This is a genomic window from Pseudarthrobacter sp. NS4 (assembly GCF_024758005.1).
In the GTDB taxonomy this organism is placed as follows: domain Bacteria; phylum Actinomycetota; class Actinomycetes; order Actinomycetales; family Micrococcaceae; genus Arthrobacter.
Genome location: NZ_CP103288.1, coordinates 4,431,637 through 4,443,991 on the forward strand (window position 1 = coordinate 4,431,637; position 12,355 = coordinate 4,443,991).

The following is a 12,355-nucleotide window of genomic DNA, read 5'->3' on the forward strand; positions in this document are numbered from 1 at the left end:
GGCAGCGGCTGCGGGACTGTAATCTGGAAAGAGTGTCTGGCGGAGTTGGCATGGTGCCGTCCAACCGGTGCTCTTCCGGTTCCAGGCGCCGGAATATTCAGCATCCAGTAGCAGTTGTGCCATGTGGCCGGCCTCCACAGGGAGGTGCGTCGAATAAGGAAGAGGTTCACCGTTCAGTGACCATCGCAGAAAACACCGCGCCCGAAGTGCGTGATGTCATCATTGTCGGCTCCGGTCCGGCTGGTTACACGGCGGCCGTTTACACGGCTCGCGCCAACCTCAAGCCACTGTTGCTTGCAGGCTCCGTAACTGCGGGCGGTGAACTGATGAACACCACCGATGTCGAGAACTACCCGGGCTTCCCCGATGGCATCATGGGGCCGGACCTCATGGAGAACTTCGAAAAGCAGGCAGCGCGGTTTGGAACGGAAATCCAGTTCGAGGATGTAACGGCGCTTGACCTCGAAGGCCCGGTCAAGACGGTGACGATCGCCACGGGGGAGAGCTTCCAGGCAAGAGCAGTTATCCTCTCAACCGGATCCGCCTACCGGGAACTGGGGCTGCCTAACGAGAAGCGGCTTTCGGGCCACGGTGTCAGCTGGTGTGCAACCTGTGACGGTTTCTTTTTCAAGGATCAGGACATCGCCGTCATCGGCGGTGGCGACTCTGCTATGGAGGAGGCCCTGTTCCTGACCAAGTTCGCGAAATCAGTTACGGTTGTGCACCGTCGCGACTCGCTCAAAGCTTCCAAGATCATGGCAGACCGCGCTCTTGCCCACGAGAAGATCAACTTCATCTGGAACAGCACGGTCGAGGACGTTGTTGGCGAGGACAAAGTCACCGGCCTCAAGTTGAAGAATCTGGTAGACGGTGCGGTGTCCGATCTTGCGGTTACGGGTGTGTTTGTCGCCATTGGCAATGACCCCAGGACTGACCTTGTGAAGGACGTCCTGACGCTGACCCCCGAGGGCACGATCGCGGTTGAGGGCCGGAGTTCCAGGACCAGCATTCCCGGTGTATTCGCTGCCGGTGACGTCGTTGACCCCACCTACCGCCAGGCCATTACCGCCTCCGGCTCCGGTTGCGTTGCTGCCATCGACGTAGAACACTACCTGGCTGACCTGCCCGCATAGTTTCGCCCAATCGCTATCCGAAGAGAAAGACAAAGGTTATGAGCAACGCAAAAGACGTAACTGACGCAAGCTTCGGGACAGACGTCCTGTCCTCCGAGAAGCCGGTAATCGTGGATTTCTGGGCCGAATGGTGCGGGCCCTGCCGCAAACTGGGACCCATCCTCGATGAGATTTCCGTTGAGTACAGCGAGAAGGTGAATGTCGTTAAGGTAAACGTTGACGACAACCCCGCCATTGCAGCCGAATACGGCATCACGTCCATTCCTGCCGTGTACCTGTTCCAGGGCGGCGAGGTGAAGAACACCGTCATCGGTGCGAAGCCGAAGCAGTTCTTTGAGAAGGAATTCTCGGACGTCCTTTCCTGAGCATGACGTCCCTCCGGTTGACTACCGGGGAGAACAAAGTGGTCACTGCCCCTGGGGCGGTGGCCACTTTTGTTTGGGTACCAATTTGGGTTGGCCGGGGGACCCCTCGCTCGCGTTCGTGATGGTGATCCAACCTTCTGCGCCGGCCTGGACTTCCTAATGGGTAGCATCTCTAAACCAGGTGTTTCACGTGAAACAGCGCCTGCTCCGTCCTGCGTCTGCACTTCTGGCTTGGCGGGGAAACTGAAGTCATCACTTGACGTCTCCACCTCTTCCAACCAGGCATAAGCAATTCCCGAGCCTCGTGCAGAGCAGGACTGTGCCCCCGGTGGGGAAGACAGGCGACACCGAGGGCTTCAAACAGCTTTTGGTAGCGGAAATGACGGCACTCGCGGGCCTCGGTCTCCAAAGCGCTCTTTGGGTTGGCGGAAAACGATACTTGTTTCACGTGAAACAACACGACCGCCCGGTCGCCAGAACGAAGTTGGGGGTAGCGGGCACTACCTGAGTCTCGCGTTCCCGCCTACCTCCGAATCATCGTCCCCGTCATCACTCCCAAAATGGGGAACCGGCCTATACCTGGACTCCCTGGACCATAATCGGAGAGCGACCCGGTAAGGCCATCCCCTCCAGAGCTTCACCCGCAACCATACTCAATTCGCCCGGAAGTCGTCTATTGTGCGCTTCATGGACCCTTACACGGAATGGCGGAGCAAGATCTAACCGTTGATAATGGCGTGCTCCCCAGCACAAGCAGCACTTGTTTTGATGCTTCCCCCCCAAGCAGGTCCCGTCAGTGGTGGTGCTCCACGCTTCACATCTTTGGCCCTAGTTCTCGTGTTCAAAGGACTTCGAGCTACGGGTGGTCGGGGCAGCTGTAGTTTCACGTGAAACATCAACACCTGGTTCCGGCAAAAACGAGTGGAGTACGGTTGGGACGAGACGAGGCACGTCGGTCGGCTTCACGGCGCGCAGCGAAGGGCTGGCTAAGGCGGGCCCCGTCCCTGGCGCGGTTTAGAACCAGCAACAACCTGCAATCGCGTCGTCCGAAACCCAGGCCAGAGTAGCCAGCAGGATACTACCGACATAACAGCTTCAAGCTCGGTCCTCGATGAACCTAGAACGGAAACCCATCGCGCATCTCCAAGTATCACACCTAAACCAACCCTAGACAGATTCAGGCCGGGCTAAGGGACCGCTGGAATCCGCTGCAGCCGGACAGGACAAAGGTCGCACGTGGTCAAAGTTCTGTAGACGTGAGCCGCGCACTAAGTGCGTATAACGCCAGTCCACATACAGCCGCATTACATCGGCGCCTCACAGGTGGTACGGGGACAAAGGTACCTCCGATCAACAATTCCTCGACTTCGGCAGAAAGCCCTTTGTGAAGCTTGCGACTTTTAGGCGGAACCCTCGGCTTCGAGACCGCCCTCAGGAACAACCACGCTGAGCAACAGGCTTCCGGCGTGGACCTGATCGAATATAGGTGTACCCGCCAGGCGCCTTCCGTACCCCTTCCAGCATGTGGCCTACCGCGATGGCCTCCACGCAAGGGCGGAGGAGAGTTCCAGTTGCCGCTCATTGCCATGCAGAAGCTGCAGCAACTCGTGTATCCGAAGCATTTTTGCGATGTAGAAAGCGCAGGGTGATGTTTCACGTGAAACAGCCTTATCCCGCCCCGTGGCACCCCGCGAACGCCAGATCAAGCCCTCGCGGACACAAGGCTTGACTTAACGAAGAGCAAACGAGCCTTCTCATCACAGATGCTGAGTCAGTGAGGAATTCGTGAATATTTTGGCTGAAACGTACCGTAGGCGACAGGCTTCCATATAGAACGCCGGCCCAATTCGAATCCGTCCAAATACAGGGCTGACATCAGAATCCGGACCACAAGTGACTAAGCTAGCCGTTTCCAGGCGAGCCCAGTTTCACGCCGGTAGTCCAGCCAAACAGGGCCTGGCGGTGACGTCTGTGATCCACTCCGGTACTACTGCTGCCCAGGCAGCAAGACCACGCCACAGACTTAATCATCCCAGCGCTGTGTGCCCTGCAGCGGGGAGCATAGCGCCGCGGGAATACTCGGCACGAAGAATTACTCGGCCGAAAGGACGAGCTTCCTAGGGGTCCTTCAACGTCCCACCATGGGTCCGCTGTCTTGGTCCAGCCGGAACCACACCCCAAAAATTGCAAATCTGCCACCTCCCAATTCGGTGTGGTCGCGCGTTGTTCCACAGGTTTTCCACAGGTACCGTCGGCGCTTATGCACAGCGTTTTCCACAGGCGGCGGCTTTCCTGTGACGAAGAACATATTGATACCACCCAGTGGGCCACGGCCTAGGTCGATAGCGTGAAGCAAGTCGTTCGCTGTAGCTACTCTCAAATTCACCATCCCGGGCGGTTTCGCCGTCACGAGCAATGACCAGGCACCCTTGAGGGGTTGAAACGCGAAAGCGTGCACCTGTTTTGTTGCGCGCTGTCGGTGTTTCACGTGAAACACCCGTAGTCCCTATAACCGTCGCCGAACAGGGACAGCCAAGAACTTCCTGCCAAGAGCACTAGCGCATGCAGGTGACCGGACATCTCCACGGCCTTGTCCACACAGTTATCCACACCGATATCCACAACACAATCCACAGCAGGACGGACCTTTGGTCTGGACTTGAGAAGGCCTGCCGCCGCGGGGGACCTGAGGAACTGTAGGGGCGGAGCGCCCTGTTCCTCCGGGATGTTTAGGATCGCCGTCGAGCGTCGGATATCTGCGGCACAGACGTCTAAAGTGAAAGTGACACCATCTAGCGCTTCCCCCCAAGTTGACTTGCCTATCGCTGGTTTCCTGCTTCCCCTGGTCTGCGGCCAACCTGCCAGTGCATGCCTTGAATCGCTGCTGTTCAAAACTGGATTCGTTCCCGTCCGAGCATCGCTTCGAGGCCGCCCACCATAGGGGCGGTAGCGGTCCCGACAGCGCTACGTAGAGGAACTGGGGGAAATTGCCAAATATTGAAGTCGCCAATAGCTGCATGATTGTAGCGTCCCGTCATGATCCTGTCCCGTGCCGTTTCAGCGACCTGCTGTTGCCCAGAAAGAAGGGGATACCTTCGCAAGCATGCAGGTAGGGCACCCGTGTACTGGAGCACCATAAGTAGGGCATGCCCGTATCGGAGCACCACAGATAAGGCACGGCCGTAGCGGAGCACCAAAGTCAAAGCACGCCCGCAGCGGAGCACCAAAGTCAAAGCACGCCCGCAGCGGAGCACCACAGACAAAGCACGCCCATAGCCGGCTCTTACAGTTCACGAGTTTCCAGTAGGGACCTGGCGTTTCAAATCGCACGGGGGACGTGCAACGGGTGTGGCTGGAAGCGATAGATGGCCATACCGACTTAGATGCGATACTGCCACGCCCGCAATTCCAATTCAGGCGAAGGCCATCCACGGCTGGCTTAGCAACTCTTGCGGAGGCAGTGAGACACGACACCATTGTTCCATCTCGTAGCCCAGCAGGACAATCTGCTCTTCAAATCAAGGTCACGGGCTTCGTCAGCAGGAGACCGTGGGCCTTCTGAGTACTGGCCATCGCCACCGGGCATAGGGCGGTTGACAGCGTTTCACGTGAAACGTTGCGAGGTCACCGCCATTCGCACATGTACCCACTGCACACTATGGTGATCTCGACTGCATGAAACAGTCCGGCCTGCTGGCCGCACCACCTAGAGCCAGTTTCACGTGAAACACTCCGAGCACTGCCCCAACGTGAACGTGGTTTCTGATGGTGGATCGTCCCAGTTCCACGGTGACTAGCCGCTAACACGGCGACTGATCCCACATAGCAACCGCCCATTAAGGTGTTGCCAGCATGCGGCTTCTGCAGTCCGCGTATGCGGCAGGTCATTGCTGCATCCCTGGACAGCTCATGGGCCCGCCGAACGGCGGCAGTGGGAGGTCAGGTCCGTCTAGGCCTCGTCGACAGCCTCAAGCGGCCCGCATTTCTATGTCGGCTAATAGCTGCCGCTTTTGCACTATATGGGCAGAGAAGCGCGATGGCCTATCAAAGGAGGGCAACCCGCACAAAAGGGAAGAAGTGCAAGTGCTCCACCGGTTCAGTCTTAGTTTGTCATCGAAACGCAAGGCTAGGCTCCAAATCCAGTTTTGGAGACCCATGATGCGAACTTGCACTAACGGCTTCATGCGATCCCTCGGTGACTCCGAGGTGCCCCTTCCTCCTCATCAACAGCGACCGGGGTGGAAGACCAAGAGTAGGCCAAGACTAACTGTTTCACGTGAAACGGCTCCGCCAGAACGCGACCTCATCGGCGCCAGATCGGCACCGAAAACGCGACTGCTGACCGATCCTGCTAATCCGATAAACTTCTGGACCTAGCCGAAGCTAGGCCAAAAATCGACTGGCGTTAACCTTATGAGAGGAAACTTAAGACAGGGCACTATTCCTCACTTCCCTATGCGATCAGACCCGAGGCGGGGAGCGTTTGGCTGGATACAACGGCCGCCGCAGAAGAAGTTGACCTGACTTGCAAATCCCAGCCTGGAGCGCCGGTAACCTGGCGGGGGAGCGTAGCGCGGTCCTTTGCATAGGGAGAGGACGAGATTGTGGGGCCATACAGAAAAAGGGCCCGATTCTTTGAGAACCGAGCCCCTTTTTAGTGTCAGCCTAGTTGGTTGATCCGGGGGCCAGCACGTCCATGATGCGGTTCAGATCCTCGACGCTCGCAAACTCGATGCTGACCTTACCCTTACGGACACCAAGGGAGATCTTCACGTTGGTATCCAGGCGGTCGGACAATGACGACGCAAGGTAGTCGAGACGCTCGTGGCGTGCGCCAGGGCGGGGAATATTGTTCTTCGTTTGCTTTGTCGGATCCTGGTACAGGGTGACGGCCTCTTCTGTTGCCCTTACGGACATACCCTCAGCCACAATCTTTTGGGCCAGACGCTCCATGGCGGCAGCATCGGGGAGCGAGAGGAGGGCGCGGGCATGGCCTGCTGACAGCACACCTGCAGCAACACGGCGCTGCACCAGTGGAGGAAGTTTCAGCAGCCGAAGCGTATTGGACACCTGAGGGCGTGAACGGCCGATCCGGTCCGCCAGCTGCTCATGGGTTGTGCCGAAGTCCTCCAGGAGCTGCTGGTAGGCTGCTGCTTCTTCCAGCGGGTTCAGCTGGCTGCGGTGCAGGTTTTCCAGCAACGCATCGCGCAGCAGGTCGTCATCGGTGGTATCCCGGACGATGGCGGGGATGGTTTCCAGTCCAGCTGCCTGGACAGCCCGCCAGCGGCGCTCACCCATGACGAGCTCGAACGGCTCGCTACCGGTTTCGGTTGACTTACGGACCACGATTGGCTGGAGGACGCCAATTTCGCGAACGGAGTGAACAAGCTCAGCCATGTCGTCTTCATCGAAGACAGAACGCGGCTGCTTACGGTTTGGGTGGATATCAGAAACGGGAATTTCGGCGAACCGCACGCCCGGTACCTCAACAAGTTCCACACCGGAGTCGGTGCCGGCAAACTCCTTGAGGGGCTCAGGTGCAGTACTCACCGGAGCCGGGTCAGAGGGTGCCTCTTCTTCGAGGTTCTCGCTGGACGTCTCCTTGGCAGCCGTCCTCTTGCCGGCAGAGCGCTCCGCTTCGGCTGGAGAAGGCGAATCGGAAGCTATCTTGTCGGCAGCAGCCCTGGGATCAGGCTCGGAGGATTCAACAATCCTGGAGGAATCCTTCTTCTCGGACGAAGACTTCGTGGAAGTCTCGGAATCAGGCGCGGAGATCAGCTTGTCGGCAACGGACTTTGCGGTCTCCACGGCAGCATCGTCCGAGGGTTCCGTCTTCTTTCGGCCCTCAGGAAAAAAGAGGTCGACCGGACGGGATACGGCAGCACCATTGTTGCCCTGCCCATTGGATGCGGCGGAACTTGGAATCAGCGCGCCAAGACCGCGGCCTAGGCCCCGTCGCTTCTCGCTCATGGGTAAATCCCTCCAGTGGTAGAACCAGCATTGCCGGCTCCGGTCGTTGCAGTTTTGAAGATTTTAGCGTTCTGCTATTTCAGCAGCGGCTTCCAAGTAGGACAGCGCACCACTGGAGGATGGGTCATACGTCATAACCGTCTGCTGATAGCTCGGTGCTTCGGAGATGCGCACTGAGCGGGGAACCACTGCTGAAAGCACCTGCTCCGGGAAGTGCGTCCTCACCTCGGCAGCAACCTGGGCAGCGAGATTGGTCCGACCGTCATACATGGTGAGCAGGATGGTGGATACAACAAGATCGGCATTGAGGTGCTTCTGGATCATCTCGATGTTCTTGAGAAGCTGACTCAGCCCTTCGAGCGCGTAGTACTCGCACTGAATGGGAATCAGGACCTCATTGGCTGCGCAGAAGGCGTTTACAGTCAAAAGTCCCAGGCTGGGCGGGCAATCGATGAAGATGTAGTCGAGACGTTCTTCACCGTTCTTTTCCCGCGCCTTGGCATACACGTCAATTGCACGGCGAAGGCGCTGCTCGCGCGCCACCAGTGACACCAGCTCAATTTCGGCCCCGGCCAGGTGAATGGTGGCCGGCGCACAGATCAGCTTGTCGATGTCAGGGCACTGCGCCACCACATCGGCCAATGCCATGTCATTGATCAGGACGTCGTAGATGCTGTCCACGTCAGCGTGGTGTTCTATACCCAAAGCTGTGGAGGCATTGCCCTGGGGATCGATGTCGATCACCAGGACGTTCAGCCCGGCGGCGGCCAGGGCTGCCGCAATGTTCACGGTAGTGGTGGTCTTTCCGACACCGCCTTTTTGGTTGGACACGGTGAAGATCCGGGTCTTTTCCGGCGTCGGGAGCCGGCGTCCCATCAGACGCTCACGGCGCTTGGTTTCATGGGCCAGTTCCCGCGCAATTGGACTGGAATCATCAATTGCATCGATGATGTTGGTTCGGCCTGAAGAGGTTGTTTCACGTGAAACAAGGGCAGCCGTACCGGAATTAGTAACCTGCTTAGGGTGATTTCCACCTCTGCCCGGGGCCAGGACGGGACCAGCGACAGAACGAGCTGACCCCAATGACACAAACGGCGGTATCCGTTGTGCGGAGGCTTCACTACTGGTCACTGGGGCACACTCACTCTCGTTCAGCCAATTTTGCTGCCGTTGACTAGCCTAACTGCTTGACCCGCCAGACTACGGTCACCGGGCCAGGACTAGGGTTTCTTTTGGGACTTGTTTACAACGATGCGTACAACCGTGGTGGGCTCCTCGAGCAGGTTGTCACCAACGGTAAGGACCGACGTCTGCACGCCGCCCAATTTACGGATCGTTTTGGCAGCCTTTTCGATTTCCTCGCTGGCGCTGCGGCCCTTAATTGCGACAACCTCACCGTGTCCGGCGAGAAGGGGGATGGTCAGCCCGGCCAAGTTACTCAGGGCAGATACTGCCCGGGCAGTCACAACATCGGCTTCCACCTGACCCACTGCGAGCTCGGCGCGGGTGCGCATCACCGTGACATTGTCCAGTCCGAGGTCATCCACCACTTCCTGGAGCCAGATTACCCTGCGCTCCAGCGGCTCAATCAGGGTCACCTCAAGATCCGGACGAGCGATGGCCAGGCAGAGGCCGGGGAGTCCGGCGCCGCTGCCGACGTCGGCCACGTGGCTGCCTTGGGCAATCTCGCTTTCGATGACTGCGCAGTTGAGGACATGGCGGCTCCAGAGCCGGGGAATCTCCCGTGGGCCAATAAGGCCGCGCTCTGTGCCGGAGGTAGCCAGATGTTCAACGTAGCGCTTGGCCAGCTCAAGCCGATCGCCAAAAATCTTCTCAGCGGCCAGCAGCTCAGCTGCCGTGATGTCAACCATGATTATCGGGTCAGCAATTCTCTAGTCTGCGGATACGACAATGTGGCGTCCGGTGCCTTCACCCTCGGACTCGCTGACGAGGCCCAGGTCTGCAACCGCGTCGTGAACGATTTTCCGCTCGTAGGCACTCATCGGCTCCAGGGCTACAGACTGGCCGGTTTCCTTCACGGTAGCGGCAGCGTCTTCGGCGATCTTCTGCAGATGGCCGGTACGTTCCTGCCGGTATCCGTTGATGTCCAGCACCAGCCGTGACCGGTTCTCTGTGGCGGACAGGACAGCGAGCCTGGTGAGTTCCTGAAGGGCCTCGAGGACTTCGCCGTCCTCGCCTACCAGGCTGTCCAGCCCATCGGTCTCCTCTTCGGCAACGATGGAAATATAGGTGCGGCCATTGCGGACTTCGATGTCGATATCGCCGTCGATATCAGCGATGTCCAGCAATTCCTCCAGGTAGTCGGCCGCGATGTCCCCTTCTTCTTCGAGGCGGCTGACAGCCGACACTTTGGGAGAGGACGTCTCCTCGTTCACGGACTCGTCCTGATCTTCGATGATCTCTTCAGAAAGGGCGTGTTCGGTACTCTCGGCTGACATTACTTTTTCTTCCTGTTCTTGCGTTGTGGCTGGACACGCTGGACCTTGGGTTCGACGACGGCGGCCGCGGCAGCAGCGTCCGCTGCTTCATCTTTCTTGCCGCTCAGGATCGACAGGGCCGGAAGGCCCTTGGCGGCACGGCGTTCGGCAAGGGCCTTGGCGGCGGGGGATCCCGGCGTCGGCATGCGCCGGATGACGAAAAACTGCTGGCCCATTGTCCAAAGGTTGGTGGTGGTCCAGTAGATGAGGACACCGATAGGGAAGTTGATACCGCCCACGCCGAACACGATCGGCAGGATGTAGAGCATCATCTTCTGCTGGCGCATGAAGGGGCTGGCCATGGCTTCTTCAGACATGTTCTTGGCCATGATCTGCTTCTGCGTGATGAACTGCGAGGCCGTCATGGCAAGGATCATGATGATCGAAAGGATCCAGACGGCGGTCTGGTTTCCTTCCCCGCCGTGCAGCAGGGAAGCGGACAGCGTAGCCCCGAAAATGGTGGAGTCATCAAACTGCACCACCTGCTCGGGACTCATGGCACCGATGCCCTTGCCCTCACGGCTTGCCGTTGAAATACCGGAAAGCACCGTGAACAGTGCGAAGAAGAACGGCATCTGGATCAGCATGGGGAGGCACGCGGAGAACGGGTTGGTCCCGTGCTTCTTGTACATCGCCATCTGCTCCTGCGCCATGGCCTGGCGGGACAGCTGGTCGGTCTTGCCCTTGTACTTGTCCTGGAGCTTCTTCAGGTCAGGCTGCAGGAGCTGCATGCCGCGCTGCGCCTTGATCTGCTTCACGAATACGGGAATCAGGGCGGCGCGGATCACCAGCACCAGCCCGATGATGGAGAGAGTCCAGGTCCAGCCTGAGGCACCAGGCATGCCAATGGCGCTCAGGCCCTCATGGAAGCCCACCATGATGATGGATACAAGCCATTTGAACGGAAACATGATTGTTTCAAAGAAGTCCATACTTATCCCTATTCGTCAGGCCGCACTGCGGCCTTCTTCATCAGTCCGAGCAGCCAGGTACTTGTCCGGGTTGTTCAGCACAACAATTGTGGGGGCCTGGCTTTCGGGCCATTCCCGGTTTCCGGCGGGGACATGGTCCACACCACCGGCATTCCATGGGTGGCAGCGGCCAAGGCGGCGGACAGCCAGCCAGCTTCCCTTGACGGCGCCATGGACAGTGACCGCTTCAAGGGCATAGGCCGAGCATGAAGGGAAAAAACGGCAGACCTGGCCGTACAGGGGTGAGATCACCTTGCGGTAGGCCTTGAGCAACACGATGAGGATGTTCCGGGGCAGGTTCCACAGGAAGATCCCGACGGCGGCGGCTACAGGATAAGCGCGGGCGACGACGACGGTGGTGTTACGCACGCGGGGTCCCCTCCTGTGTTGTAGCGGCCGAACCGTTCGCGGCAGCCTTAGGAAGGCGGCCCGCCAGCCGGGTCAGCGCCGATTCCAGTGCAGCGTTGTAGTCCGACAGCAGCTGGTCCCAGCTGGCAGACGCGGACGCAGGAAGCGCCCGGACCACTATGGCGAAGCCGGTGCCATGCTCGCGCAGCGAGGCAGCACCTGCTTCTCTTAGTCTCCTCTTAACGAGGTTCCTGACCACAGCGTTCCCTACACTCTTGGAAACGATGAACCCGATCCGGCTGGGTTCGTCGGCAGCAATGGCTGCCGCATATAACACTACGTTCCGGCGTCCATTGCGGACACCGGAACGTACAGTTGTTGAAAAATCGGTTGCAGTCCTCAAGCGGTTGCGGGCGGCCAGCACCTTAAACTCGCAAAGAGACGTCTACCGACAAGTCAGTTATTTATGCCGACAGCTCGGTGCGGCCCTTGCCACGGCGGGCTGCCAGGATGGCGCGGCCGGCACGGGTACGCATACGAAGGCGAAAGCCGTGCTTCTTGGCTCGACGGCGGTTATTCGGCTGAAAAGTCCGCTTGCTCACGTTAGTTACTCCAGTGGATCAAAGGTGCGCCCACCCGATCAGTATGGGGAAGAACTGGCCGACGCTAAGTTTTGTATATGCACGCTTCCCCCGGCTGCTCAAACGCGGAGCGTCTGAGAGATTCAGATGGGGCCAAAAAGCGGACACAAAGGACTTCACAACGTTAGGCAATTTAAGCCCCTGAGTCAAACCGGAGGGCGGTCCTGCAGCTATCCCCAGCTGTGCTTAACCTGGCCGCTGAGCCTGTGGATGAAGTGGCTCACAAGGCCCTTTTCGGAACCACAACGGTGTAATTATCCACAAGCTACTTGCCAGCTATCTTCTAGGCTTTTCATCCCCTAGAGTGGCCCAGTAGCCGATTATCCACGGACTGTGCATAACCCTGTGGATTAAGCTGGGCCAGCATCCTGGTTCCGGACTTGGGGCTGCAGGCAATGCAGGCAAAGCAAGTTTTGAGGGAACCCATTG

At 58.6% G+C, this 12,355-nt stretch carries 10 protein-coding genes; 2 read left to right on the forward strand and 8 right to left on the reverse strand.

Features of this window, described 5'->3' with window-relative positions; translation table 11 throughout:
• Positions 1 to 176 precede the first annotated feature (176 nt).
• Positions 177 to 1,133 carry a thioredoxin-disulfide reductase gene (gene trxB, locus NXY83_RS20800; RefSeq protein WP_258804082.1) on the forward strand — a complete coding sequence of 319 codons (957 nt, stop codon included), beginning with the start codon at positions 177 to 179 and terminating at the stop codon, positions 1,131 to 1,133.
• Between the two features lie 38 nt (positions 1,134 to 1,171).
• Complete coding sequence (gene trxA / locus NXY83_RS20805) at positions 1,172 to 1,498, forward strand: thioredoxin (protein ID WP_258804083.1); 327 nt, start codon at positions 1,172 to 1,174, stop codon at positions 1,496 to 1,498.
• 4,665 nt (positions 1,499 to 6,163) lie between these two features.
• Here the strand turns inward: trxA and NXY83_RS20810 are convergent.
• The 8 genes from NXY83_RS20810 to rpmH form a co-directional block, all read right to left on the reverse strand.
• Positions 6,164 to 7,468, reverse strand: a complete 1,305-nt coding sequence (locus NXY83_RS20810) for a ParB/RepB/Spo0J family partition protein (RefSeq protein WP_258804084.1) — start codon at positions 7,466 to 7,468, stop codon at positions 6,164 to 6,166.
• 63 nt (positions 7,469 to 7,531) lie between these two features.
• Positions 7,532 to 8,599: a ParA family protein gene (locus NXY83_RS20815; protein WP_309484108.1), complete on the reverse strand. Its 1,068-nt coding sequence runs from the start codon at positions 8,597 to 8,599 to the stop codon at positions 7,532 to 7,534.
• An 89-nt stretch (positions 8,600 to 8,688) separates the two neighbouring features.
• On the reverse strand, positions 8,689 to 9,339 hold the full coding sequence (gene rsmG / locus NXY83_RS20820) for a 16S rRNA (guanine(527)-N(7))-methyltransferase RsmG (protein WP_258804086.1): 651 nt from the start codon (positions 9,337 to 9,339) through the stop codon (positions 8,689 to 8,691).
• A 21-nt stretch (positions 9,340 to 9,360) separates the two neighbouring features.
• Entirely contained in the window at positions 9,361 to 9,927 is a 567-nt protein-coding gene (locus tag NXY83_RS20825) for a protein jag (protein WP_258804087.1), read from the reverse strand.
• The gene (gene yidC, locus NXY83_RS20830) at positions 9,927 to 10,898 is read right to left on the reverse strand and encodes a membrane protein insertase YidC (protein ID WP_258804088.1); all 972 of its coding nucleotides are present in this window, start codon (positions 10,896 to 10,898) and stop codon (positions 9,927 to 9,929) included. Before yidC ends, NXY83_RS20825 begins: the two co-directional genes overlap by 1 nt.
• Positions 10,899 to 10,913: 15 nt before the next feature.
• Positions 10,914 to 11,306, reverse strand: a complete 393-nt coding sequence (gene yidD, locus NXY83_RS20835) for a membrane protein insertion efficiency factor YidD (protein ID WP_258804089.1) — start codon at positions 11,304 to 11,306, stop codon at positions 10,914 to 10,916.
• Positions 11,299 to 11,709, reverse strand: coding sequence for a ribonuclease P protein component (gene rnpA, locus NXY83_RS20840; protein WP_258804090.1), 411 nt, complete (start codon positions 11,707 to 11,709; stop codon positions 11,299 to 11,301). Before rnpA ends, yidD begins: the two co-directional genes overlap by 8 nt.
• 40 nt (positions 11,710 to 11,749) lie before the next feature.
• Complete coding sequence (gene rpmH, locus NXY83_RS20845; protein ID WP_003800212.1) at positions 11,750 to 11,887, reverse strand: 50S ribosomal protein L34; 138 nt, start codon at positions 11,885 to 11,887, stop codon at positions 11,750 to 11,752.
• Positions 11,888 to 12,355: the final 468 nt, after the last annotated feature.